The organism is Kribbella flavida DSM 17836 (assembly GCF_000024345.1).
GTDB classification, from domain to species: Bacteria; Actinomycetota; Actinomycetes; order Propionibacteriales; family Kribbellaceae; genus Kribbella; species Kribbella flavida.
On record NC_013729.1, the window covers coordinates 1,493,321 to 1,517,600 of the forward strand.

Annotated in this window: 26 protein-coding genes; 18 read left to right on the forward strand and 8 right to left on the reverse strand. The window is 72.0% G+C overall.

Annotated features, from left to right (window positions below; all coding sequences use genetic code 11):
- Complete coding sequence (locus KFLA_RS06995; protein ID WP_012919073.1) at positions 1-720, forward strand: DUF6891 domain-containing protein; 720 nt, start codon at positions 1-3, stop codon at positions 718-720.
- Positions 721-785: 65 nt separating this feature from the next.
- Here KFLA_RS06995 and KFLA_RS07000 read toward each other — a convergent pair whose 3' ends face one another.
- Positions 786-1,181, reverse strand: a complete 396-nt coding sequence (locus tag KFLA_RS07000) for a MerR family transcriptional regulator (RefSeq protein ID WP_148256561.1) — start codon at positions 1,179-1,181, stop codon at positions 786-788.
- 73 nt (positions 1,182-1,254) lie between these two features.
- On the opposite strand from KFLA_RS07000, the gene KFLA_RS07005 reads away from it, so the two are divergent.
- Positions 1,255-2,421, forward strand: coding sequence for an acyl-CoA dehydrogenase family protein (locus KFLA_RS07005; RefSeq protein WP_012919075.1), 1,167 nt, complete (start codon positions 1,255-1,257; stop codon positions 2,419-2,421).
- Positions 2,422-2,578: 157 nt separating this feature from the next.
- Complete coding sequence (locus tag KFLA_RS07010; RefSeq protein ID WP_012919076.1) at positions 2,579-4,108, forward strand: acyl-CoA carboxylase subunit beta; 1,530 nt, start codon at positions 2,579-2,581, stop codon at positions 4,106-4,108.
- Positions 4,109-4,198: 90 nt separating this feature from the next.
- Here the strand turns inward: KFLA_RS07010 and KFLA_RS07015 are convergent, their stop codons facing one another.
- Positions 4,199-5,116: a phosphotransferase family protein gene (locus KFLA_RS07015; RefSeq protein WP_012919077.1), complete on the reverse strand. Its 918-nt coding sequence runs from the start codon at positions 5,114-5,116 to the stop codon at positions 4,199-4,201.
- Between the two features lie 55 nt (positions 5,117-5,171).
- Between KFLA_RS07015 and KFLA_RS07020 the strand changes: the two genes are divergently transcribed.
- Both KFLA_RS07020 and KFLA_RS07025 read left to right on the forward strand, forming a co-directional pair.
- Positions 5,172-5,876 carry a maleylpyruvate isomerase N-terminal domain-containing protein gene (locus KFLA_RS07020; protein WP_012919078.1) on the forward strand — a complete coding sequence of 235 codons (705 nt, stop codon included), beginning with the start codon at positions 5,172-5,174 and terminating at the stop codon, positions 5,874-5,876.
- 9 nt (positions 5,877-5,885) lie between these two features.
- A complete protein-coding gene (locus KFLA_RS07025; protein WP_012919079.1) occupies positions 5,886-6,671 on the forward strand; it encodes an HpcH/HpaI aldolase family protein in 786 nt (261 codons plus the stop codon).
- 10 nt (positions 6,672-6,681) lie between these two features.
- Here KFLA_RS07025 and KFLA_RS07030 read toward each other — a convergent pair whose 3' ends face one another.
- Positions 6,682-7,755, reverse strand: coding sequence for a GTP-binding protein (locus tag KFLA_RS07030; RefSeq protein WP_012919080.1), 1,074 nt, complete (start codon positions 7,753-7,755; stop codon positions 6,682-6,684).
- Between the two features lie 105 nt (positions 7,756-7,860).
- Here KFLA_RS07030 and KFLA_RS07035 point away from each other — a divergent pair, with 105 nt between their 5' ends.
- Genes KFLA_RS07035 through KFLA_RS37815 form a run of 7 tightly spaced genes read left to right on the forward strand, consistent with a single transcriptional unit; the run spans position 7,861 to position 13,342 of the window.
- Positions 7,861-9,072: a GNAT family N-acetyltransferase gene (locus tag KFLA_RS07035; protein WP_012919081.1), complete on the forward strand. Its 1,212-nt coding sequence runs from the start codon at positions 7,861-7,863 to the stop codon at positions 9,070-9,072.
- Positions 9,073-9,092: 20 nt separating this feature from the next.
- Positions 9,093-9,830: a DUF4129 domain-containing protein gene (locus KFLA_RS07040; RefSeq protein ID WP_012919082.1), complete on the forward strand. Its 738-nt coding sequence runs from the start codon at positions 9,093-9,095 to the stop codon at positions 9,828-9,830.
- Positions 9,827-10,372, forward strand: coding sequence for a hypothetical protein (locus KFLA_RS07045; protein WP_012919083.1), 546 nt, complete (start codon positions 9,827-9,829; stop codon positions 10,370-10,372). Before KFLA_RS07040 ends, KFLA_RS07045 begins: the two co-directional genes overlap by 4 nt.
- A gap of 6 nt (positions 10,373-10,378) precedes the next feature.
- Positions 10,379-11,383 (forward strand): AAA family ATPase, encoded by a 1,005-nt coding sequence (locus KFLA_RS07050; RefSeq protein ID WP_237706741.1) that lies wholly within the window; start codon positions 10,379-10,381, stop codon positions 11,381-11,383.
- Positions 11,380-12,681 carry a DUF58 domain-containing protein gene (locus KFLA_RS07055; protein WP_012919085.1) on the forward strand — a complete coding sequence of 434 codons (1,302 nt, stop codon included), beginning with the start codon at positions 11,380-11,382 and terminating at the stop codon, positions 12,679-12,681. Before KFLA_RS07050 ends, KFLA_RS07055 begins: the two co-directional genes overlap by 4 nt.
- Positions 12,678-12,800: a hypothetical protein gene (locus KFLA_RS39280; RefSeq protein ID WP_012919086.1), complete on the forward strand. Its 123-nt coding sequence runs from the start codon at positions 12,678-12,680 to the stop codon at positions 12,798-12,800. The genes KFLA_RS07055 and KFLA_RS39280 overlap by 4 nt, the downstream gene beginning before the upstream one ends.
- Positions 12,797-13,342, forward strand: coding sequence for a hypothetical protein (locus KFLA_RS37815; protein ID WP_012919087.1), 546 nt, complete (start codon positions 12,797-12,799; stop codon positions 13,340-13,342). The genes KFLA_RS39280 and KFLA_RS37815 overlap by 4 nt, the downstream gene beginning before the upstream one ends.
- Here KFLA_RS37815 and KFLA_RS07065 read toward each other — a convergent pair.
- Positions 13,339-13,872, reverse strand: coding sequence for a TetR/AcrR family transcriptional regulator (locus KFLA_RS07065; RefSeq protein ID WP_012919088.1), 534 nt, complete (start codon positions 13,870-13,872; stop codon positions 13,339-13,341). The two genes, KFLA_RS37815 and KFLA_RS07065, sit on opposite strands and share 4 nt — an antisense overlap.
- 101 nt (positions 13,873-13,973) lie before the next feature.
- Here KFLA_RS07065 and KFLA_RS07070 point away from each other — a divergent pair, with 101 nt between their 5' ends.
- On the forward strand, positions 13,974-15,389 hold the full coding sequence (locus tag KFLA_RS07070; protein WP_012919089.1) for a DHA2 family efflux MFS transporter permease subunit: 1,416 nt from the start codon (positions 13,974-13,976) through the stop codon (positions 15,387-15,389).
- Between the two features lie 78 nt (positions 15,390-15,467).
- The gene (locus KFLA_RS07075) at positions 15,468-15,827 is read left to right on the forward strand and encodes an MmcQ/YjbR family DNA-binding protein (RefSeq protein ID WP_012919090.1); all 360 of its coding nucleotides are present in this window, start codon (positions 15,468-15,470) and stop codon (positions 15,825-15,827) included.
- 16 nt (positions 15,828-15,843) lie between these two features.
- Here the strand turns inward: KFLA_RS07075 and KFLA_RS07080 are convergent, their stop codons facing one another.
- Complete coding sequence (locus tag KFLA_RS07080) at positions 15,844-17,319, reverse strand: peptidase M16 family protein (RefSeq protein ID WP_012919091.1); 1,476 nt, start codon at positions 17,317-17,319, stop codon at positions 15,844-15,846.
- A 114-nt stretch (positions 17,320-17,433) separates the two neighbouring features.
- Here KFLA_RS07080 and KFLA_RS07085 point away from each other — a divergent pair, with 114 nt between their 5' ends.
- Both KFLA_RS07085 and KFLA_RS39525 read left to right on the forward strand, forming a co-directional pair.
- Positions 17,434-19,125 carry a DUF885 domain-containing protein gene (locus tag KFLA_RS07085; RefSeq protein ID WP_202797090.1) on the forward strand — a complete coding sequence of 564 codons (1,692 nt, stop codon included), beginning with the start codon at positions 17,434-17,436 and terminating at the stop codon, positions 19,123-19,125.
- Positions 19,122-20,345 carry a Maf family nucleotide pyrophosphatase gene (locus KFLA_RS39525; protein ID WP_012919093.1) on the forward strand — a complete coding sequence of 408 codons (1,224 nt, stop codon included), beginning with the start codon at positions 19,122-19,124 and terminating at the stop codon, positions 20,343-20,345. Before KFLA_RS07085 ends, KFLA_RS39525 begins: the two co-directional genes overlap by 4 nt.
- 15 nt (positions 20,346-20,360) lie before the next feature.
- On the opposite strand, the gene KFLA_RS07095 is transcribed toward KFLA_RS39525, so the two are convergent.
- Genes KFLA_RS07095 through KFLA_RS07105 form a run of 3 tightly spaced genes read right to left on the reverse strand, consistent with a single transcriptional unit; the run spans position 20,361 to position 22,568 of the window.
- Positions 20,361-20,717: a hypothetical protein gene (locus KFLA_RS07095; RefSeq protein ID WP_012919094.1), complete on the reverse strand. Its 357-nt coding sequence runs from the start codon at positions 20,715-20,717 to the stop codon at positions 20,361-20,363.
- A gap of 26 nt (positions 20,718-20,743) precedes the next feature.
- Complete coding sequence (locus KFLA_RS07100) at positions 20,744-20,977, reverse strand: acyl-CoA carboxylase subunit epsilon (protein WP_012919095.1); 234 nt, start codon at positions 20,975-20,977, stop codon at positions 20,744-20,746.
- Positions 20,978-20,990: 13 nt separating this feature from the next.
- Positions 20,991-22,568: an acyl-CoA carboxylase subunit beta gene (locus KFLA_RS07105; RefSeq protein ID WP_012919096.1), complete on the reverse strand. Its 1,578-nt coding sequence runs from the start codon at positions 22,566-22,568 to the stop codon at positions 20,991-20,993.
- Positions 22,569-22,678: 110 nt separating this feature from the next.
- Between KFLA_RS07105 and KFLA_RS07110 the strand changes: the two genes are divergently transcribed.
- Together KFLA_RS07110 and KFLA_RS07115 are read left to right on the forward strand one after the other, a co-directional pair.
- Positions 22,679-23,095, forward strand: coding sequence for a hypothetical protein (locus KFLA_RS07110; RefSeq protein ID WP_012919097.1), 417 nt, complete (start codon positions 22,679-22,681; stop codon positions 23,093-23,095).
- A gap of 1 nt (position 23,096) precedes the next feature.
- Positions 23,097-24,200 (forward strand): hypothetical protein, encoded by a 1,104-nt coding sequence (locus KFLA_RS07115; protein ID WP_012919098.1) that lies wholly within the window; start codon positions 23,097-23,099, stop codon positions 24,198-24,200.
- The last annotated feature ends 80 nt before the right edge of the window (positions 24,201-24,280 follow it).

Sequence of the window (24,280 nt, forward strand, 5' to 3'; positions counted from 1 at the left end):
GTGGGGATCTTCGACAGGTTCAAGCGTCAGCCCGCCGCCGAGCAGCCGGCGGTGGCCTCCGAGGCCCAAGCGGCGGAGTCGCAGGCGGCTGCCGGGCCGCAGGTGATCGCTGCCCAGCAGGCGGCTGCCGAGCCGGCTGCGGATGCGCAGGCGGTGGCGGATCTGCGGGAGCAGATCGAGCTGTGGGTGCGGCCGGGGTTCCTGGACCGCGAGGAGGTGGCGGAGTACGCGCGGCAGTTCCGGGACGACGACGAGATGCAGGTTGGCGACGGGCAGGTCGAGCAGTTGGTGGACGAGGTCTGGCAGGCGCGGCTGGCCGAGCAGCAGACGTGGCCCGACCGCACGGACGCGGACAAGGTCGAGGCCGCCTTCGACGAGCTGGACGAGAACGGCATCGTCGCCCGGATGAACTTCACCTGCTGCCAGACCTGCGGCGTCGCCGAGATCGACGACGAGCGCCCGGCCGACCGGCCGTCCACCGGGTACGTGTTCTTCCACCAGCAGGACAGCGAGCGGCTCACCGACGACCCGGCGTACCTGTTCCTCGCCTTCGGCACGCTCGACCCCGAGCCCGGCCGCGTCGCCGAGCAGGACGAGGCGGTCGGCCGCCGGATCCAGCAGACCCTGACCGACCAGGGCCTGCCCGTCGAGTGGAACGGCTCCTCCACCCAACGCATCTCCGTCGGCCCCCTCACCTGGCAACGCCGCCTGCCGGCCTGATCGGCACCGGCTCCGAGTACGTCCCGAGGTGGCATCCTGCGGGGGCGTGGACGGGGGGCCGGCGGCTACTGGTGCTGGCGGAGTTTCGTCAGGTCGGCGTGGCAGCGGCGTTCGACTTCGGCGAGCTCGCGCAGGGTCTCGTCGATGTCGCGGCGGCGTTGTTCGAGCTCGGCGCGGCGGACGGTGATCTGGTCCAGCAGGTAGGCGAGCTGGCCCTCCTCGCCGGGTTCGGCGTCGTACATGTCGACGATGGTGGCGATCTCGTCGAGGCTGAAGCCGAGGCGTTTGCCGCGCAGGATCAGGCCGAGCCGGACCCGGTCGCGGGAGTGGTAGACCCGGACGGTGCCGCGACGCTCGGGGGTGAGCAGGCCGCGGTCCTCGTAGAAGCGGATCGTGCGCAGGGTGACGTCGTACTCGGCCGCCAGCTCGGCGATCGACCACGTCCGTTGATCCAGGCTCACCCGGTCATTGTGCACCCGGCCCATCGTGCTTTACGTTTACGTAAGCGTCAATCGATCAGGCCGGGAGTTCACGATGTCGTACGAGTTGTCCGAGGAGCACCGCGCGTTCCGCACCAGCGTGCGCGACTTCGCCGAAGCCGAGATCGCGCCGCACGCCGCGGAGTGGGACCGCAAGCACCACTTCCCGGTGGAGACGGTGCAGAAGATGGGGCAGCTCGGCCTGTTCGGGCTGACCGCGCCGGAGCAGTACGGCGGCGCCGGCGGCGACTTCACCAGCCTGTGCGTCGCGATCGAGGAGATCTCCCGGGTCGACCAGTCGATGGGCATCACGCTGGAAGCGGCGGTCGGCCTGGGCATCAACCCGATCCTCACCTACGGCACCGACGAGCAGAAGCAGCGCTGGCTGCCGGACCTGGTCGCGGGTCGCGCGCTGGCGGGCTTCGGCCTCACCGAGCCGGACTCGGGCTCCGACGCCGGCGCCACCCGGACCCGCGCGGTGCTGGACGGCGACGAGTGGGTGATCGACGGGTCGAAGCAGTTCATCACCAACTCCGGCTCGAGCATCACCTCGGTCGTCACCGTGACCGCGCGCACCGGCGAGCGGGCCGACGGGCGGCCGGAGATCTCCACGATCATCGTCCCGGCCGGGACGCCGGGCTTCGTCGCCGAGGCGCAGTACGACAAGCTCGGCTGGCACGCGTCGGACACCCACCCGCTGACGTTCACGGGCTGCCGCGTTCCGCAGGAGAACCTGCTGGGCCGGCGCGGCAAGGGGTTCGCGCAGTTCCTGGCGACGCTGGACGACGGCCGGGTCGCGATCGGCGCGGTCGCACTCGGCTGCATCAAGGCCTGCCTGGAGATGTCGGTCCAGTACGCCGGTGAGCGCAAGACCTTCGGCGTACCGATCGGGCAGAAGCAGGGTGTCGCGTTCCAGATCTCCGACCTCAAGGTGATGGCCGACGCGGCCGAGCTGCTGGTCTACCGGGCGGCGGCGCTGAAGGACTCCGGCGCCTCGGTGCAGGAGTTCAAGCAGGCGGCCGCGGTGGCGAAGCTGTACGCGACGGAGTCGGCGGTCACCGCGACCCGGATCGCGACCCAGGTGTTCGGCGGCTACGGCTTCATGGAGGAGTACCCGGTGACCCGGTTCTACCGCGACGCCAAGATCCTGGAGATCGGCGAGGGCACCTCCGAGGTGCAGCGCATGCTGATCGCCCGCGGCCTCGGCCTCCCGGTCGAGTGACAGTGCTTTCGGCCTCGCCTCCGGCTCGGCGGGTCATGGAGCTGGAACTCCCGGCCTTCCCTCGTCACTCCAGTCGCTTCGCTCCCTCCGCTCCTCAGTCCAGGCCGGGAGGCCCCATGACCTTTGCGATACTCGCCTTTTCAGGGTTGGAGGGGTTGTGAGTCGCGATCACTGGACCGAGGTGAAGGCCGCCCGTGAGGCGACGCTGGCGCCGCCCGAGAAGGCGGCGGCCAAGCTGGCCTCGCAGAACAAGCTCTACGTCCGGGACCGGATCGCCCAGCTCGTCGACGAGGGCAGCTTCGTCGAGGAGGCGCAGCTGGCGAACGCGCTGAACCCCGGCCTGCCCGCCGACGGCGTGGTCACCGGCCGCGCGCTGGTCGACGGCCGGCCGGCGCTGATCGTCGCCAACGACCCGACCGTGAAGGCCGGGTCCTGGGGTGCGCGGACGGTGGAGAAGATCGTCCGGATCACCGAGGTGGCGCTGCGCGACGAGCTGCCGATCTTCTGGCTGATCGACTCGGCCGGCGCCCGGATCACCGACCAGGTCCAGCTGTTCCCGGGCCGGCGCGGCGCGGGCCGGATCTTCCACAACCAGGTCGCGCTGTCCGGCAAGGTGCCGCAGATCTGCTGCCTGTTCGGCCCGTCCGCGGCCGGCGGGGCGTACATCCCGGCGTTCTGCGACCTGGTGATCATGGTCGACGGCAACGCCTCGATGTACCTGGGGTCGCCGCGGATGGCCGAGATGGTGGTCGGCGAGAAGGTGACGCTGGAGGAGATGGGCGGCGCCCGGATGCACACCAGCGTGTCCGGTTGCGGCGACCTGCTCGCGGCCGACGACGCCGAGGCGATCGAGCTGGCCAAGCAGTACTTCTCGTACCTGCCCGGCTCCTGGCAGTCCCGGCCGCCGTCGTACGACGCGTCCGCGCCGGGGCGGGACTTCACCCGCGACCTGGTGCCGGCCGAGGAGTCGGTCGGCTTCGACATCCACGACGTGATCGACGCGCTGCTGGACGCGGACACGTTCTTCGAGCTGAAACCGGCGTACGCGCCGGAGCTGGTGGTGGGTTTCGGGCTGCTGGCCGGTCAGGTGGTCGGCATCGTCGCGAACCAGCCGGCCGTCAAGGGTGGCGTGCTGTTCGTCGACTCCGCGGACAAGGCGGCCCGGTTCATCTGGCTGTGCGACGCGTTCAACGTGCCACTGGTCTACCTGTGCGACGTGCCGGGCTTCATGATCGGCTCGGAGGTCGAGCGGGCCGGCATCATCCGGCACGGCGCGAAGATGATCACCGCGGTGTCGGAGGCGACCGTGCCGACGGTGTCGGTGATCGTGCGCAAGGCCTACGGCGCCGGGCTGTACGCCATGTGCGGGCCGGGGTTCTCGCCGGACGCCTGCGTCGCGCTGCCGACGGCGAAGATTGCGGTGATGGGTCCGGAGGCGGCGATCAACGCGGTCTACTACAACAAGATCCAGGAGATCGCGGACGACACCGAGCGGGTCGAGTACGTCGCGAAGCTGCGCGAGGAGTACGAGACCGACATCGACATCCTGCGGCTGGCCGCCGACCTGGTGATCGACGCGATCGTCGAGCCGGAGGACCTGCGCGAGGACCTGATCGCTCGGTTGGCCGCGGCACAGACCAAGGACCGCCACTTCAGCACCAAGCGGCACGGCGTACCGCCGGTGTAGGTGTCCCCACCACTCACCAAGTACGCCCCGCTGGCGGCAGCACCTCCCTGCGCCGGGCGTCGGGGCTGGTTGATGAGTGGTGGGCGTTCGTCAGAGCCGGTGCAGGTGGTCGGCGACCGCCGACAGGTAGGTGACCAGGCCGGCCTGCCACCGATCGGCCTTGACCTTCAGCTCCGGGGCGAGGTCCTCCCACTCCTCGAAGTCGCCCGAGCTGAGCCAGCCGATCGCGCCGGTGAGACGGTGGAGCGCGGTGTTCGCCGGGCGCGGTCCGTAGGTCTCGAAGAAGGCGGCCGGGACGTCGGAGCCGTTGATCAGGTAGACGTGCTCCTCCAGCGCGGCGATCTCCTGCGCGGGGTCGCCCACCCACGGGTCACCCCAGTCGATCAGCGCGGTCCGCTCCGGGCCGACGATGACGTTGGCGGGGTTGACGTCCCAGTGGAGCAAGGCGGTTGGGGCCTCACGCAGCTGACCGGCGCGCGCGTCGATTGCCTCGTGCAACTGGGCCAGGTGCGGTACGGCGATCGGCAGGTTGGCCTGCAACCAGGGCTCCGACCCGACCAGGAGTTCGTGCAGCGCCCGGACCGGGTCGGCGATCGCCAGCTCCAGCCTGCCATCGCGCAGTACGCCGGTCAGGCCCGCGGGGAACCGGATGTCGTGCAGCCGACGGAACGTCGTACCGACCGAGCGCCAGTTGTCGTCGGTCATCCGCTGCTCGGCGACCAAGGCGGACAGCATCTCGCCGGGCACGAACTCGTACAGCGTGGCCCGGTCGTTCCCGCCCAGCAGAGCCGGCGCCGGTACGTCGTGCGCGGCCAGGAACCGTGCGAGCTCGATCGGCAACGGTCGAGCGACGTCCGGGCGATGCCGGAGCACGATTTCCCGGCCGTCGACGAGCGTCGCGCGCAGGATCTCGTGGTCGAACCCGTGGCCGCTCAGCGCGGTGCACGACCGCACGGGCGCCAGCCCGGCATCGGCGACGAGTTGGTGCAGCAGCTCAGTACCGGGCATGGTCGGATTCTGCCCGGAGTTGGCTTGGACCCGCACCGGGTTTAGGTTCGTGCGTATGAGGGCTCCGGAGCGTGGTGCGTTGCCGTTGTGGCTCGCCACGACGCTGGGCCGGGCGTACGGGCGGGTGACCGAGGTCGTGCAGGGGCTGTCCGACGAGGACTTCGCGCGGCCGACCCGCTGCTCGGGCATGGCGGTCGGGCCGTTGCTGGTGCATCTGCTGTACGACGCGGAGCGGGCGCTCGCCGCGTTCGCGAGTCCGTCGGCGGCCGCGCCGGACCGGGACTTCGTCAGCTACTGGAAGGACTTCCCGCCGCACCCGGGCGGGGAGGACGAGACCGCGTTCGTGCGGACGGTCGCCTCGGCGTACCGGCGGCCGTCCGACGGGTTGGTGCGGCACTGGCGGGAGCTGTCCGAGGCGGCGGTGCGGGCGGCGGCGTTCGCGCTGGTGGACAAGGACCAGCGGATCGAGACCCAGGGGCACGTCCTGCGGGTGCAGGACTTCGTGGCGACGCTGATCGTCGAGGCGACCGTGCACCACCTGGACCTGGTCGTGGACCTGCCGGACGCGCCGGAGCCGGACTACGAGGCGCTGCAGGTGACCGCGCGGACGCTGGACGGGCTGTTCGGGCCGGAGGCGTGGGACGTGATCGCCTGGGACACCACGACGTACGTGCTGAAGGCGACCGGGCGGCTGCCGCTGGACGACGACGACCTCGACCTGCTCGGCACCCACGCGAGCCGGTTGCCGCTGATCGGGTAGAACGGTCGGGTGAACTCCTTCGCCGCTCGCCTCCGCGCCCGTGACCAGCTCGTCGGCTACTGGGTGATGCTCGACGCCCCACCGGCGACCGAACGCATCGCCCGCGTCGGCTACGACTACGTGGTGCTCGACCAGCAGCACGGCCTGCTCAGCACCCGGGGCATCCTCGACGGCCTGATGGCGATCGACGCGGCCGGTACGGCGACGGTCGGCCTGGTGCGGGTGGAGGCGAACAACGCAACGCCGATCGGGCGGGCGCTGGACGCCGGCGCGGCCGGGGTGATCGTGCCGCTGGTGGACTCCGCGGAGGACGCGGCGCGGGCGGTGCGGGCGGCGAAGTACCCGCCGGCGGGGATCCGGTCGTACGGGCCGGCCCGGTCGGGGCTGCGGGTCGGGCCGGTGCCGGCCGAGGCGGACGCGGCGACGGTGGTGCTGGCGATGATCGAGACCGCGGCCGGGCTGGACAACGTCGCGGAGATCTGCGCGACTCCCGGGCTGGACGGTGTCTACGTCGGGCCGTCGGACCTGTGCCTGGCCGTCGGGGGCACGTTCCCGGGCGATCCGGAGGTGGACGAGGTGTTCGACGCCGCGGTGCAGCGCATCGCCGAAGTGGCGGCTGCCGCGGGTGTTGCCGCCGGCATCCACACCAACGACGGCGCGACGGCCAAGCGGCGGCTCGCTGAGGGGTACACCTTCGCGACGGTGTCGTCGGACCTGGACCACCTGCAGGCGGTGGCCGCCGACCATCTCGCGACGGTCGGGCTCAGGGCCGGCAGCACCGACCCGGCGTACTGAGGTCGGGGGGTCAGAGCACCCCGGCGAAGGGGTCGTCGAGGGACTGCCAGTCCAGGCCGGCCAGCTCCGCCTCGGTCAGCAGGCAGGCGTCGAGCGTCGACTGCAGCCGGGCGGGGTCGAGCCCGACTCCGGTGGCGACGACGGTGCACTCGGCAAGGTGCTCGGTGTCGGCCCACTCGCCGAGTGTGCCGAGCGAGGCGCTGTAGCCGGCCGACTCCCACCGCACCCGCTGGGTCGGCCGGTTCGCCAGCCACACCACGCCGCGGCTGCGGACCACCCCGTTGACGATGTCCTCCAGCGCGTCGTTCAGGCGCGCGGGGTGCAGCGGCCGGGTCGACCGCCACAGCACGGTCGTGACGCCCTCACCGCTCGGCTGCAGCCGCTGACCGTCGGCCACCTCGCCTGCCCACTGCTCGGCCGCCGAGAAGTCGAACAGCCCGGTCCGCGCCACCGGCCCCGCCGGTACGCCGCTCGGTCCTGCCTCGACCACGGTCGTCCGTGGGTTCAGGTGGAGCAGCAGGTTCTGCAGGCGTTCCGGTGCACGGCCGCGGTGCGCGTTGGCCAGCACGCAGACGTCGGCGTACTCGATCTGCCGCGCGGTCAGCTCGGCGACGTTCCGCCGGTCGGCCGGGCTGAGGGCGAGCCCGCGCTCGTCCAGGAGCTCGTCGCCGGACAGCTGCTCGACCAGCAGCACCGCGTCGACGACACACGTCACGGTGTCCACGGTGACGCCCGGCGCCGTGGCGACCAGCGCGTTGACCAGAGAGCGGGCTTCCATCGCCGGCGGCGCCGCCAGTACGACGTGCTGCCAGTGCCCGCGCTCGACCAGCGTCTCCAGCAGCGGCAGCAACGACTCGATCAGCTGGCAGGAGCCGCAGTCGTCGTCCACGGTGAACTCGCCGGCGTCGACCGGCCCGCTCGCGTCGGTGACCCGCCAGGTGAGGACGCCGCGGTCGGGCAGCTCGTCCTGGTCCACCACGACGGCCACGGTGCCGGCGTCGACGATCGCGTCGAGCACCGGCTGGCGGAGGGTCGTGGAGAGCCCGACGAGCAGGGTCAGCGGGGTCGTGCGCTGGGCGGCCATGTCCGGAGTATATGAAAACGGTTTTCATCAGTCCAGAGCCGGGGTGGGCGGTCGCAATCCGGAAAGTCGGGGGCGGTGCGCCGGGCAGTCTGGTAGGCAGGACTCATGACCAACGGCATCGGGCGGTTCGAGGGCGAGTGGGACGAGCTGGTACGACTGCTGAACCTGGGGTTCGCGCAGCCGTGGAACGACGCGCAGCTGGAGGCCGAGCGCAAGGTCTGGGAGCCGGCCCGTAGCTTCGTCGCCGCGGAGGACAAGGAGCTCACCGGGCACACCACCGCCTTCTCGCTGCGGATGACCGTGCCCGGCGCGCAGCTCCCGGTGGCCGGGGTCAGCATGGTGTGCGTCAGCCCGACCCACACGCGTCGCGGCATCCTGCGTGACCTGATGCGCGCCCAGCTCACCGACCTGCACGAGAATGGGGTGGAGCCCGTCGCCGTGCTCACCGCGAGCGAGCCGGTGATCTACGGCCGGTTCGGCTACGGGCTCGGGTCGGACCACCAGCAGATCACCGTGCCGAAGACAGCCCGAGCGCTGCGCCCGGTGGCCGGCGTCGACGCGGTGCGAGTCCGGTACGCCGACCTGGAGGAGGCACGGGCGGTCACCACCCGGATCCACAACGAGCAAGCGGCCGGCCGGCCCGGCATGTTCCAGCACGACGACCGCTGGCACGACTACGTCTCCGGCGAGAACGTCGTCACCGACACCTCCGGCGCTTCGCCCCTGCGCTGCGTGCTGGCGACGGTGGACGGCGAGGTCACCGGCTACGCGTACTTCCGGACCCGCCGGACAACCAAGGGCTTCGTGGACGTGTCTCGGGTGCATGCGCGTGACCTGGCCTCGCACGTCGCGCTCTGGCAACTCCTGCTGAACCAGGACCTGCTCGGCGAGACGACGTACGAGCATCTGCCGTCGGACGACCCGCTGCTGTCGTTGCTGGTCGACCCCCGGGCGCCGAAGCCGACGACGGCCGACGGGCTCTGGGTGCGGCTCGCGGACGTCGGCCGTGCCCTGGCTGGTCGCACGTACGCCGAGGAGGTCGACGTGGTGCTGGGCGTCTCCGACGACTTCCTCCCGTGGAACGCGGGGCAGTGGCACCTCACCGGTGGACCGGGCGGCGCCAGCTGCGAGAAGACCGACCGCCCGGCCGACGTGCAACTCGACGTACGGGAGCTGGGAGCGGTGTACCTCGGCAAGCCGTCGCTCGCGCTGCTCGGCGCGGCCGGACTCGTCGAGGAGCGGACCGAAGGTGCTTTGGCGGCCACCTCCCGGGCGTTCCTCGGAAAACGCCTCCCCTGGCTCGACACAGGCTTCTGAATCGGAGCTACCCTTCCGGGATGCAGCGGACCCGACGCAGTGTGCTGGCGGTGACGGCTGCGGTGGTGCTGGGGATCGCTGTGGTCGTGCTGGTGGTGCTGGCGTCCGCCGGTGGCAGCGTGCAGCCGTTCAGCGAGAGCACGCTCAGCGCCTCACCGCGATCCATCCCGACGCAGAGCGTGAGCCAGCCGTTCGCTGCCCCCACACCGATCGACGGGCCGTCGCCAGAGGAAGTGACGCCGGTCGAGATGCCCGAGTGGCTCAAGGCGCTGTGGCAAGCCTTGGTGTATGCCGTGGCGACGCTGGTCGCGCTGTTCCTGCTGCGCGCGCTGTACCGCCTGCTGCGCAAGGTGGAGCTGCCACAGGGCGAGGACGACGACACCGACTGGGAGCGGGTCAAGGTGGACCGGCTGGCGGAGGCGGTCGAGACCGGTCTGGCTTCCGTCGAGTCCGGTACGGCGAGCGACGCGGTGATCGCGTGCTGGGTGGCGCTGGAGGAGGCAGCTGCTTCCGCGGGAGTGGCCCGGGAGCCGTCCGAGACGCCGGCCGAGTTCACCGTCCGCGTGCTCGGGGTCGGGGGCATCTCCGAGCCCGAGCTGCTCCGGCTCGCCGAGCTCTACCGCGAGGCGCGGTACTCGACCCACGGCTCCAGCGAGGACGCCCGGGCCCAGGCGAGGGCCGCGCTGCTGAGGCTCCGCGACGAGCTGGCCGCAGCCATGGCCCGCGACGGCGCAGCCACCGCGGGGACGGCCGGATGAGTACGGCTCCGGCCGAGCAGGGCCGGTCGCTGAACAGGGTGCTCCTGCGCCACCTGCTGATCTCGATCGGCTGCGCTCTGCTGCTGATCGCGGCGTTCGGATTGGCCGGTACGTCGCCGCGGCCACTGTGGTTCGTCGCACTGGCCCTGGCGGTCGGCTTCCTCTCGGTCGCGGTCCGGCTGGTCTTTCCACAGCTGCTGGAGACCACCTGGCCCACCCGGTACGACGAGAAGTGGGCAGCGCTGCGGACCCGCAGCAACGACAACCGGACCCAGTTCCTGGCCACCTGGGTGCAGGAGGCGAGCCGCGAGCGCCGGACCGGCGAGGGCTCGTTGACGTTCGAGCGGCGAATCCGCCCGCTGCTGCTGGAGCTGACGACCGACCGGCTGGTACACCGGCACGGAATCGACCCCGCGCTGGAGCCGGAGCGGGCCAAGGCGCTCGTCGGCGACCAGTTGTGGCAGCTGATCACCGGGACCGAGTCGCGCACGGCGTCCTACGCCGAGCTCGAGCAGGCTGTCCAGACCATCGAGAAGCTGTGAGGAACCGTGACTGATCGGGAAGCCGGAGTGGGTCCGGTCGACGTGCTGGACCCGGCGGACGTGTCCGCACTGAGCCGGAAGGTGCTGGACCGGGTCGGTGAGGCCGTCGTCGGCAAGGCCGAGGCGCTGGAGCTGGTGCTCGCCGGGGTGCTGGCCGGCGGTCACGTGCTGCTGGAGGACTACCCCGGACTGGCCAAGACGCTCGCCGCCCGATCCTTCGCGCAGGCACTCGGGCTGGAGTTCCGCCGGGTCCAGTTCACGCCGGACCTGCTGCCCTCGGACGTCACCGGTGCCTTCGTCTACGACCAGAAGGACTCGGAGTTCGTGTTCCGGCCGGGACCGATCTTCACCGGCCTGCTGCTCGCCGACGAGATCAACCGGACACCGCCGAAGACCCAGGCGGCCCTGCTGGAATCCATGCAGGAGCACCAGGTCACCGTCGAGGGCCAGACCTTCCCGCTGCCGTCGCCGTTCCACGTGCTGGCCACGGCGAACCCGGTCGAGTACGAAGGCACCTACCCGCTGCCGGAGGCACAGCTTGACCGCTTCATGCTCCGGATCGGCTTCGGCTACCCGAGCGCCGACGAGGAGTGGCAGGTGCTCCAGCGCCGGATGGCACGCCGCCAGGAAGACCAGTTCGTCCAGCCCGTCACGGATGCGGCTGGCCTGCTCGCAGCTCAGCGCGCGGTGGAGACCGTCACCGTCGACGACACCGTCGGCCGGTACTGCGTGGAGCTGGCGGCCGCGACGCGTCGGGACTCCCAGGTGCTGGTCGGTGCGTCGCCGCGAGGGTCGCTGGCGCTGCTGCTGACCTCTCGGGCCTACGCGGTGATCAAGGGCCGCGACTACGTCGTACCGGAGGACGTGAAGGCGGTTGCGGTGGCTGCGCTGGCGCACCGGATCACCGTGCGGCCTGAGTTGTGGCTGCACGATGTCACCGGCGCCAGCGTCGTACGGGCGGTGCTGGGGCTGGTTCCGGCGCCACCGACCGTCGTGGGCGCGCGGCAGTGACCTGGCGGCCCACGCACGCGCAGGTCCGGGCGGTTTGTGCGGCCGCGGGACTGCTGGTGGTCGCCGTGGTCGCCCGGCGACCGGACCTGGCCGTGTTCGGGCTGCCGCTGGCCTTCGTCGCCGTCTGGGGACGGTTCTTCCGGCCGCGGGAGGTGCCGGTGGCCGAGACCGAGCTGGACGCGAACGTGCTGTTCGAGGGCCAGGCCACGACGTACCGGGTGCGAGTGCCGGGCACGCTCGACCCTGACATCGACCTGGTGGTCGCCGCGCTGCCGAGGACGCAGTGGTTCCGCTACGACCCGCCGCAGGCCGCTGTGGCCGAGCCGGCGACGGAGGGGCCGCTGTCGCTTGAGGTCGGCCTACGGTCCGAGCGCTGGGGGCGGCGCCAGCTCGAGAAGCCGCAGGTGATCGCCACGTCCGCGCTGGGCTCGTACCGGGTGCACCTGCCGCCCGCGGCCGCGCAGACCGTGCGCACGTTGCCGCTGCGCGAAGGCTTCGAGGCGGTCGACGCCGTACCGCGGCCTGCCGGGCTGGTCGGGCTGCACCGATCCAGGCGGCCCGGTGAGGGGACGGAGCTGGCCGGAGTCCGGCCGTTCCGGACCGGTGACCGGCTGCGGCGGATCAACTGGTCGGTGTCCGCGCGGACCCGGGAGCTGCACGTCACCTCGACGTGGTCCGACCGGGACACCGAGGTCGTCATCCTGCTGGACACCGGTGGCGAGGTCGGGGTCAGCGAGGGCATCGGTGGTCGCTCCAGCAGCCTGGACACCGCCGTCCGCGCGGCTGCCTCGATCGCCGAGCACTACCTGCGGCACGGCGACCGGGTCCGCCTGGTCGACACCGGTACGGCGGTGGGCGGCGTCCGGGCCGGAAGCGGGAGGTCCCACCTGCGCCGGATCCTCGACGTCCTGGTGCACGCCGACCAGAAGGGGCGGCAGCAGGACGAGACCTCACTGGCCCGGCGGCACCGGATCCGGGCCGACAGCCTGGTGCTGGTGCTCAGCCCGCTGCTGCGTCCCGCAATCCTCGGGTACGTCGTCACGCTGGTGCACTCGGGCTGCACGGTGATCGCGGTCGACACGTTGCCGGAGGGGGTGTCCGACGTGATCGACCTGGACCAGCACGACGCGCACTTCTGGCCGCTGGCCTGGCGGATCAGGCTGCTGGAGCGTCGCCGCGAGCTGGACCGGCTCGGCGACCTCGGCGTACCGACGGTGCGCTGGCGCGGCGCGGGCACGCTGGACGAGGTCCTTCGCGACGCCGCGCGGGTCGCCTCCGCCCCGAGGATGCGCTCATGACGCCGCGAAGCGCCGCCGCCCTCGCCGAGGCGCGGCGCGCGGCTCGCCCCGTCGAGGCCCGGGAAGGACGCGGCGTCGCGCGGCGTGCGGCGGTCGCCGGGCAGGGGGTGCTGCGGTGACGGCGGCGGAGCGGTTGACGCGCTGGCTGGCGGAGCTGCGGGGGACCGGGCAGGGATCGCTGTACGCCCGGACGCTGATCGCCTTCGCCGGAGTCGTCGCGCTGGTGGTGCCGGCGGTGCAGCCGTGGGACGCGGCGGACGTGGTCCCGGTGGTCGGCCTACCGCTGCTGGTCGTGTGCGTGGTGCTGCCGGACTCCCTGGCCGCGCTCTGCTTCCTGCTCCTGGTGGTGGCCGGCTGGTTGCTCCGGGCACCGGCCGACGTCGGCTGGGGGACCGTCGTCACCGGGCTTGCGCTGCTCCTGCTGCACCTGGCCTCGGCGTTCGCGGCGCAGCTGCCGTCGTACGTCCGGATCGGCCGGTCGGCTCTGCGCCGGTGGTTGCTGCCAGCAACTGTTGCTGCGCTGCTCGGACCGGTCGCCGCGGTCGGCGCGGCGCTCGTGCGGGGCGCCGAGGTGCCCGGCTCGCTGCTGGTCACGGTCGCGGCGCTGGCCGTCGCCACCGCCGCGATCTGGTTCTCCTCCGGCCAGTCGGTGAACGACTAGAGATCGTCCAGCAGTTCGGTGGACCAGCCGCAGGTGATCGGGTTCGGGCCGGCGACCTGCATCGCGGCCATCACGGTCAGCAGCATGCCGGTGGCGAGGAACTCGCGGGCCTCCTCGCGGGACGCGCCGGTCAGTTCGCGCACCAGCCGGTAGATGCCGCCGAAACGTTCCCGGACGGCGTCGCCGATCGCGGGCTCGGCGCTCGCCGCGAAGCCGTGCAGCAGGACCACCAGCAGTTCCCGCTCGGTGAGCAGCTGCTCGTAGGACTTGCCGAGCGAGGCCAGGTCGGTCTGCTCGTCGGCGGCCGCACGGAACGTCTGCTCGACCCGGTCGCTGACCCGGTGGACGGTGGCCAGGAACAACTGCTGCTTGGTGCCGAACAGCCGGATCACGTACGGCTGGGACACCCCGGCCAGCCGGGCGATCTCGTCGGTCCTGGTGCCGGCATAGCCCGACGCGCCGAACGCCACCACTGCCGCGTCCAGCACCTCTTCGCCGCGCTCGGCCGCGGTCAGCCTGGTCCTCGTCATCGTGCTCCTCTCGGTGGACGCTTGACATGTTATCAGTCGATGCATACTTTGAGCGGCGTTAGTTATCAGTCGATAACAACTTTCTGACGGAGGGGAACGCGATGACTTCCACCGCCCTCGAGCCCGACCTGCCGGCCGCCGCCCGGCCGGCCCCGCGCTCACTCGCCACGGTGCTGGCCGTGGTCGGCATCCCGGTGTTCATGGTCACTCTGGACAACCTCGTGGTGACCACCGCGCTGCCGGTGATCAAGGCCGACCTGGGGGCCACACTGACCGACCTGCAGTGGTTCGTGAACGCCTACACGCTGTCGTTCGCGACGCTGCTGCTGACCGCCTCGGCGATCGGCGACCGGCTCGGCCGGCGGCGGATCTTCCTGGCCGGCATCGTCTTGTTCACGCTGGCCTCCGCGGCCTGCGCACTGGCCACCGAGCCCTGGATGCTGATCGGCGCCCGGGCGATCCAGGGCGTCGGCGCGGCCGCGGTGATGCCGCTGTCGCTGACGCTGCTGTCGGCCGCCGTACCGGCCGGGAAGCGCAGCGCCGCGATCGGGATCTGGGGTGGCATCTCCGGCCTCGGCGTCGCGGTCGGGCCGGTCGTCGGCGGAGCGGTCGTGGACGGGCTCAACTGGCAGTGGATCTTCTGGCTGAACGTGCCGATCGGCGTGCTCGTGCTGCCGTTCGCCGCCCGGGTGCTGGGGGAGTCGTTCGGCGGCAGCCGGCGGTTCGACCCGGTCGGCCTGCTGCTGTCCGCGGTCGGCGTGCTGGCGGTCGTGTGGGGTGTGGTGCACGGCGCCGAGGACGGCTGGACGGCCGGTCCGGTTCTCGGTGCACTGGTCGGTGGTGCGGTGCTGCTGGCCGCGTTCCTGGTCTGGGAGAGCCGGTCGCCGGCGCCGATGCTGCCGCTGCGGCTGTTCCGGATCCGGGCGATCAGCGCGGTCAACGCGACGTCGTTCACGTTCTCGGTGGGCGTGTTCGGCGCGGTCTTCCTGCTGGCCCAGTTCTTCCAGGTGGTGCAGGGCTACTCGCCGCTGGAGTCGGGCCTGCGGACCCTGCCGTGGACGATGGCGCCGATGGTGGTCGCGCCGATCGCCGGACTGGTGGTGGACCGGGTCGGCGCCCGGGTGCTGATCGCGACCGGGCAGGCCCTGCTGGCCGTCGGCCTGGCCTGGATGGCGCTCGTCACCACCGTCGACGTCACCTACGGCTCGTACGTCGTACCGTTCGTGCTCGCCGGGATCGGGATGGGACTGACCTTCGCGCCGACCGCGAGCGTGGTGATGGCGGCCGCGGCGGAGACCGACCGCGGGGTCGCCTCCGGGACCAGCAACACGATCCGCGAGGTCGGGGTCGCGATGGGCGTCGCGGTGCTCGCCTCGGTGTTCGCCTCGGCCGGGTCGTACGAGTCGCCGGCGCGCTACGTCGACGGGCTGGTCCCCGCGGTCTGGGTCGGAGCGGCCGTGGTGGCGGTCGGGGCGTTCGTCGCGCTGCTCATCCCGGGCCCGCGCCGGACCCGCTGAACGATGCCGCCGGCGCTGTCCCCGGCGTACGGCAGGATGGTCCCCTCGCCACCGGAACCCGGTGCCGGGGGGACCGCTGTGCCGACGACGGAGGAACGGGAAGTGCTGGACGCGGAGGACGTACGCCGGATCGCGCTGTCGCTGCCGGAGACGGTGGAGAAGCAGCGCTGGAACCACCCGACCTTCGACGTCGCGGGCCGGATGTTCGTCACCGTGCCGGACGACCAGACCTCGTTCGCCGTCCGCTGCCCGCGGCTGGAGCGCGACGAGCTGATCGCCGCCGAGCCGGAGAAGTTCTGGGTCCCGCCGCACGAGGCCGGCTCCGCCTGGGTCCGCGTCCGCCTGGCCGCACTCGACGGCACCGACGAGCTGCACGACATCCTGCTCGACTCCTGGCAGCAGGCCGCCCCCACCGGCCTGACCGCGCCCGACAAGTAGCTCCGGCCGGCGCGGCTCAGTCCTCCTCGGCGGTGAACTTCGACTCGTCGTACCACAGAGCTGGATCGACCCGCCGAGTCAGCTCGGCCACGACCTTGGCGCCGCCGCGGTAGAGGTCGGCGGAGACCGGGAACACGCAGCCGTTCGCGCCGAAGACGACGGTGGTCCCGTCGTGGGCGCGCAGCACACCGGCGACGGCGTCGAACGGGATGCTGTGCACGCCCTCGTCGTCCCGGACAGCGAGCCCGTCCTGCGTCAGCACCAGCGTCATCGACCGTGCCTCGCGGGAGAACGCCCGCGTGCCCAGCGGCGGCCGGAACACCTGCCCCGCGGGCAGTTCGCCACCAACCGGGCACAGGGGCACCATCGAGAAGCCCAGGTCGGTCCAGCCGTTCGAGCCGGCCTCCGAGGCATAGCCGATCGCCGACGGCAACGCAGCACGCAGTACGGCGGCGATCTGGGCCGGCCGGACCGCCCGCACCTGTTCGGGTACGACCGGAGCGGACTGGGGCTCGTCGAACAGCTCCCGCCGCAGCCGGGCGAACTCGGCCCGCAGCTCGACGTCGGTGGTCGCCAGCTCCTCGTCGAAGCGGGCGATCGCCAGCGCGAGCTCCTCGTCGGTCGGGCCCTTTTCGGCCAGGTCCGTCACTGCACCGGCCACCGCGCGGGCGACCGCATCGTCGGTACCTTCCCGGGCCTCCGCGTAGAGCACCCAGTCCGTGGTGCCGTCCGGCTGGTGCACGAAGTCGGAGTCGACCACGTAGCTGTGCCCGCCGACGTGCCGGCAGCTCTCCTCGATCCGTTGCTGCAGCACGTCGATCGCCAGGTAAGGGGTCCGGGCCGAATCCCCGTCGGGCAGCGTCAGCAGAACTGCAGCACCCGGTACGCCGTACTCGACGGCGACTGGTCCGTCGAACGACCTGGCGGTGTACCGGTCGTGACTCGGCCGGACTCCGGCGGGAAGGGCGAGCTCCAGCCCGTCCGGGACCGGCCCGGTGATCTGCAGGACGGCGTTGTCGGCGGTGAACCACTTGTGCGCGAACGCTTTCACCTGGTCGCCGGTGAGACCGTCGGGTCCGCCCCCGTCGAGCCAGGCGAGTCCAGGCCCTCGGGCGCCGTACCGCACGTAGTACAGGAGCGCGGCCATCGGATGGGTGACCCAGCCGTCCTCGGCGGCCAGCACGCCCGCCTCCAGCGGGAGTCGCGAGACCGGCGGGACCGCCAGCGCCGCACAGACGCCGTTGAGGAACTCGCCGACGCGGGCGGGCGACCCGGAGGCCATGAAGCTGGTCGTCATCGTGTCGACCTGGCCGTCCAGCTTGATCGGCAGCCGGCGCACGGTGCTCATCACCAGGTGCTCCAGCGCGTGCGCGACGCCGACCGTGGGCAGCGTCTCGTCGCGCGCGCCGACGGCGAACGTGAGAGTGACGTCGGTGAAGGTCTGCGGTTCGCGGTGGTGCAGCAGACGGACGCCGTTGACGGACTGGGTCATCAGACCACCAATCGTGCGGGAAAGGCAGACGTTACAGACCGGCGCCGCAGCGGACTCTCCGCAGTGGCGGTAATCGGCGGGACCGGCGCGGTGGTGGCAGGTAGGGTCGGGCGGGTGACGGACGCGACCACACCGACCAGCCCGATCGACCAGATCTCCGAGCGGTTCTTCGAGCAGTACCTCGAGCTGATGCCGACCTCGGCGACGTTCGCGGGCGTCGAGGGCTACGACCACCGGCTGCCGGACCACTCGCCGGCCGGGTACCAGGCGCTGATCGAGCTGAACCGGCGCACGCTGGCCGAGGCGTCGGCCGTGCAGCCGGCGAGCCCGCGCGAGGAGGTCGCCAAGGACGCGCTGCTGGAGCGGCTCGGGCTGGAGCTGGAGACGTACGAGGCGGGCGTGCCGCAGTCGCAGGTCAACGCGCTGACCTCGGTGCCGGCCGAGATCCGCCAGGTGTTCGACCTGATGCCGACCGCGACCGAGTCGGACTGGGAGACCATCGCGATCCGGCTCAACCAGATCGGTACGACGCTGGACGGGTTCCGCGAGTCGCTGCTCGACCAGGCCGCCCGCGGGCAGGTCTCCGCCGTCCGGCAGGTGAACGACCTGGCCACCCGGATCGCCAGCTGGACCGGGGCCGAGGGCGACGACTACTTCGCCGGCCTGGCCGCGCGGGCGCCGGACACCGCGATCAAGGCCACCGTCGAGGCGGCCGCGGCGGCGGCGCGCACGGCGTACGACCAGTTCGGGCAGTGGCTGACCACCGAGCTCGCCCCGCAGGCACCGGCCCGGGACGCCTGCGGCCGGGAGATCTACCAGCTGGCCTCGCGCAACTTCCTCGGCGCGGCCGTCGACCTCGACGAGACCTACGCGTGGGGCTGGCAGGAGCTGGCCCGGATCGATCAGGAGATGCAGGGCATCGCCGCGTCGCTGAACGGCGGCGACCGCAGCATCGTCGCCGCGGCCGAGCTGCTCGACAACGACCCGGCCCGCAAGATCCACGGCAAGGAGGCGTTCCGCGACTGGATGCAGCAGCTCGCCGACGCCGCCGTCGAGGAGCTGGCCGGCGAGCACTTCGACATCCCGGACGCGATCAAGAAGATCGAGTGCATGATCGCGCCGACCTCCGACGGGTCGATCTACTACACCGGTCCCAGCGAGGACCTGACCACCCGGCCCGGCCAGATGTGGTGGGCGGTGCCGAGCGGCGTCGAGGACTTCGCCACCTGGCGCGAGGTCACCACCGTCTACCACGAGGGCGTTCCGGGCCACCACCTCCAGGTCGCGCAGACGATGCTGCGGGCCGACAAGCTGAACCGCTGGCAGCGGATCGGCTGCTGGGTCTCCGGCCACGGCGAGGGCTGGGCCCTGTACGCCGAACGCCTGATGGAGGAGCTCGGCTACCTGGAGGAACCGGGCGCGCGGCTCGGCATGCTCGACGCGCAGGGGTTCCGCGCGGCCCGGGTGATCGTCGACATCGGCATGCACCTGGAGCTGGAGATCCCGCGGGACAACCCGCTCGGCTTCCGGCCGGGCGAGCGCTGGAACGCCGAGCTCGGGTTCGAGTTCCTGCGGGCGTACTCGCGGATGGAGACCGAGTTCCTGCGCGCCGAGCTGAACCGGTACCTCGGCTGGCCCGGGCAGGCGCCGTCGTACAAGGTCGGTGAGCGGATCTGGCTGCAGGCGCGGGAAGAGGCCAGGCAGCGGCAGGGCGCCGCGTTCGACCTGCGGACCTTCCACCGCGACGCCCTCGACCTCGGCTCGCTCGGGCTCGACCCGCTGCGTCGCGCCCTCGCCCGCCTGTGAGCGCGGACGACGGCCGGGCGGTGCAGCGGCCACGGTTCGTGCTGGCGTCGGCGTCGCCCGCACGGCTGAAGACGCTGCGCAACGCCGGCGTGGAGCCGGAGGTGATCGTCTCCGGTGTCGACGAGGACAACGTCACCGCGGACAGCCCCGGCGAGCTGGCCCGGCTGCTGGCGTCGCTGAAGGCCCGCGCGGTGGTGGCGACGCTCGACGACCACGCGACGGTGCTCGGTTGCGACTCGGTGCTGGAGATCGACGGCGTCGCGTACGGCAAGCCCGGTACGCCGGAGGTCGCGCGCGAACGGCTGCGGATGATGCGCGGGCGCAGCGGCGTCCTGCACACCGGCCACTGCCTGTTCGACACCAACACCAAGCACGAGCTGCGCGAGCTCGCCTCCACCACGGTTCACTTCGCCGACCTGACCGACGACGAGATCGACGCGTACGTCGCCACCGGCGAACCGCTGGTGGTGGCCGGCTCGTTCACCGTCGACGGCTTCGGCGGCCCGTTCGTGACCGGCATCGAGGGCGACTACCACAACGTCGTCGGCATCTCGCTGCCGCTCGTTCGCCGGATGCTCGCCGAGGTCGGCATCGGCTGGCCGTCGCTGTGGCAGCCCGCGCACTTCGCGTACGACGAGGCGGAGGCGGCCGGCTACGACGAGTCCCGCGGCGGTGTGCAACGAGCCCGCGCTGCGGCCGAAGCGGTGCACGGGTTGCTCGACCCGGGCCTGTCCCGGGTGGTGGAGATTGCCGTCGGCACCGGCATCGTCAGCGCGGAGCTGGTTGCTCTCGGCAACCTGATGCACGGCGTGGACCTGTCGGCGGCGATGCTGCGGCACGCCCGTCACCGGCTGCCCGGTCACGTCGCCGCGGCCGACGCGGCCCGGCTCCCGTTCGCCGACCGCCGGTGCGACGCGGTGGTCGCGGTCTGGCTGCTGCACCTGCTCGACGACAGCGAACCGGTGCTCGCCGAGGTCGCCCGCGTCCTGCGCCCCGGCGGCACCTTCGTCACCACCACCGAGAAGTCCGACGCCGCCCGCTACGCCGACGGCCGCTCCCCGAAGGAACGCCGCTCCGAGGACGCGCTCGCCCTGCTGGTCGCCCGCGCCGCCCAGCACGGCCTCACCCTCGACGGCGCCACCACCTTCGAAGGCCCACCCCGAGGCGGCGGCGCCGCCCCGGTCTACCCGCTGGTCCGCTTCCGCCGTACCCGGCCCTGACCCAGGCGGTGGGTGCTACTTGATGCCCGCCTTGGCGTCGAGCAGCTGCAGCAGGTCGTGGGCGGCGAGTTCGACCGCCTTGTGGCGCCACTCGGAGGCGCGGTAGACGGACGCGATCAGCCCGGTCCGGTGGATCCGGCGGAAGTCGCCGAAGACGAACGCGTACCGGGCCTTGGTCTCGTCGTTCGCGCCGTCGGTCAGGCCGAGGTGCCAGGCGGCGTACTCGTCCCAGCCGTGCCGGGCGAGGTACGCGTTCTGCGCCTCGGCGTCCGGCTGCACCTCGCCCCACTCGCTGTCCAGGACGTACTGCCGCCCCTCGATCAGCTTGCGTGCGTGCTCGACCGCCGCGGGGTTGACGCTGTACTTGGCCATACCCCGATTCTGCCCGCGCCGGTGGTTTACGGGTGAGCGCTGGCGCGCCAGCGGCCCGGACCAGGGTGCAGGGGCCGCTGCCGGGTCCGCCAGTACGTCGCCCAGTCGCTCGCGCGGTCCGGGTCGGCGGACGCGGGGGGAGCGGCGGCGCGGGCGGAGACGACGGCGACCAGGGCGGCCAGCTCCTCGGCGGAGGGGTCGCCCTTGACGACGCGCAGGATCGCAGTGCCGTCGTCGGAAGCTGCGGGGGTGTCGGTCATGGCGTGGCTCCCGTCAGAGGGGGATGTTGCCGTGCTTCTTCGGCGGCAGGGTGTCGCGCTTGGTGCGCAGCAGCCGCAGCGCCCGGACGATCTCGGCGCGGGTCTCGCTCGGCCGGATCACCGCGTCGATGTAGCCGCGCTCGGCCGCGACGTACGGGTTGGCCAGTGTGTCCTCGTACTCCGTGATTAGCTGCTGCCGGCGCGCCTCGACGTCGTCGGCCGCGGCGAGTTCCCGCCGGTGCAGGATGTTCACCGCACCCTGTGCGCCCATCACGGCGATCTGCGCGGTCGGCCAGGCGATGTTCATGTCGGCGCCGAGGTGCTTGCTGCCCATCACGTCGTACGCGCCGCCGTAGGCCTTGCGGGTGATCACGGTGATCATCGGCACGGTGGCCTCGGCGTAGGCGTAGATCAGCTTCGCGCCGCGCCGGATGATGCCGTTCCACTCCTGGTCGGTGCCCGGCAGGAAGCCCGGCACGTCGACGAAGGTCAGGATCGGCACGTTGAACGCGTCGCAGGTCCGGACGAACCGGGCCGCCTTCTCGGAGGCGTCGATGTCGAGCGTGCCGGCGAACTGCAGCGGCTGGTTCGCGACCACGCCGACCGGGCGGCCCTCGACCCGGCCGAAGCCGACCACGATGTTCGGCGCGAACAGCGTCTGCACCTCGAGGAAGTCGCCGTCGTCGACGACCGCCTCGATCACCGTGTGCATGTCGTACGGCTGGTTCGGAGAGTCCGGGATCAGCGTGTCCAGCGCCAGGTCGGTCTCCCCGGCGGTCAGGTCGGCGACCTCGTCGTAGGCCGGCGGGTCCTCCAGGTTGTTCTGTGGCAGGTGCGCGACCAGGGCCTTCACCCAGTCGATCGCGTCCTCCTCGTCGCTGCCCAGGTAGTGCGCGTTGCCGGACCGGGTGTTGTGCGTCCGGGCGCCGCCGAGTTCCTCCTGGCTGACGTCCTCGCCGGTGACGGTCTTGATCACGTCCGGGCCGGTGATGAACATGTACGACGACTCGTCCACCATCACGGTGAAGTCGGTGACCGCCGGGGAGTAGACCGCGCCGCCCGCGCACGGCCCCATGATCAGCGAGATCTGCGGGATCACCCCGGACGCGCGCACGTTGCGGCGGAAGATCTCGCCGTACAGGCCGAGCGAGACCACGCCCTCCTGGATCCGGGCGCCGCCGGAGTCGTTGATGCCGATCAGCGGGCAACCGATCTTCATCGCCAGGTCCATCACCTTGACGATCTTCTCGCCGAACACCTCGCCCAGGCTGCCGCCGAAGACGGTGAAGTCCTGCGCGAACACGCACACCTGGCGGCCGTCGATGGTGCCGAAGCCGGTCACCACGCCGTCGCCGTACGGGCGGTTCGCGTCCAGGCCGAAGGCGGTGGACCGGTGCCGGGCGAACTCGTCCAGCTCCGAGAAGGACCCCTCGTCCAGCAGCAGCGCGATCCGCTCCCGCGCGGTCTTCTTGCCCCGCGCGTGCTGCTTGTCCACCGCGCGCTCCGACCCCGCGTGCACGGCCTCGTCGAGCCGGTGCTCCAGGTCCGCGAGCTTCCCGGCGGTGGTGTGGATGTTCACGGTCTCTCCCATAAGCGGGCAGCCTAACTTCCCAGTAGCCATCCTGTGCTGTGACCTCCACCGCAGCCTGTCGCGACCCCGTCGTCCGGCCCGGCGGCCGGGCGAGGTGGGACGATGGGCCGGTGGAGTACGACGAGTTCGACGCCGAGCGGATGCGGGTCGTGCGAGCGTGGGGGCGGGAGATCACCGACCCCGAGGTGCTCGCGGCCGAAGTGGAGCGGCTCCGGGAACTGGCCTCGACGGTGCACGGCGAGCGGGACCGGGCTCGCGCCGGCCGGCACCTGGTGGCGCTGGACCAGCTGGTCGAGGAGGCCCGGAACCCGGTCGACGAGGCGCTCGTCCGGGCTTCCGACGTCATGCAGCGCGCGGCCGACCCGAGCGGTACGCCGGCCGAGCGGCGGGCGCGGGCCGAGGCCGGCCTGGCCGAGATCGGCCGGATCGCGGACGAGGCGTCGTCGGTCGGCGTACGCGACGCCGTGCTGGACCTGAACGAGACCCTGGCCGAGATCCTGGACATGCTCGAGGACGGGCAGGTCTGAGATGGCCGGCCGTCATCCCGCGAGCGAGGTGCCGGATGTCGGTGACGGTCTGTGGGAGCGGATCCAGGACGCCGTGCTGGCCGAGTCCGGCGCGGCCAAGACGCTGTGGAACGGGCAACTGCACTACACCGACCCGAATCAACGGGTGCGCGGCAGTGCGGCCGCTGACGGCACCGTGCGGCTCAGCCGCGAGCTGGTGGTGCGTCCGCTGCAGGAGATGTACGAGCAGCAAGGCCGGCCGAACAACCGTGAGCAGCTGATTGCCTGGCGGAACGCGGTGAAGACGGTCGCGCACGAGTTCAGCCACCTGGCGGCCGAGCCGGGTTTCGAGCACGTCGACCGGGCGCTCGGCATGCGCCGGCCGGAGTTCACTCCGATCGAGGAGGGCACCACGGAGGCGTGGAGCCAGGCTCGGCTGGATCGGGTGATCGACCGGGTGCTGCCGCCCGAATTCGCCGCCCAGCTCAAGTCGGTGCGTGGGGTGGAGTCGTATCCGGCTTGGGCTCCGGCGGCCCGGGCGTTCGCGCAGAGCGTCGGCGCGGAGATCGGGCTGGACTACCGCGAGGTGCTGGACCAGCTGAACCGCGCGGGCCGGACCGGGAAAGGGCAGGTTGCGGCCGATCTGCTCTTCGATGCCTCAGAACTGCCCTCGCTGGTTCCGACCGACGCGCAGGCGGCGGTCCGGGCGGAGATCCGGGCCGCCATCGACCAGGGCTTCGCCGACCTGCTGCCGCTGCGCGACGACCGCTCGGCCGATCTCCGAACCACCTCGGGCCAGCGCGGCACGGAGATCGCCCACGCCGCCGCTCAGGCCGTCCGTCGCGCCGAACGCCGTTTCCAGCCGCCCGCGGCCGGTGAGCGCGTGGTGGACCGCTCGCAGGTCCGCCTGGAGATCATCTCCAGCCCCAGCCGCGCAGAGCGGAGCGGTACCGCGGGAGACCGCCCGGCCGCCACCCCGAGCGAAGGCGAACTCGCTGCCCTCCGCGCCCTTCTGCAGTCCCAATCTCCGCCTTCCCGGCTCCCGGCGGCGGATCCGGCGCAGACCCGACCCCGGGCCACCCACACCACCTCGCGCCCCAACGACAACCGCCCGCGCAACCGCTGACCGTCGTACGCCCTCAGGGCCGGCGGCGAAGAGTTTGGGGAGGCGGGCGGCGGCTTCGGCGCCGGCTGAGCGCCGGACCC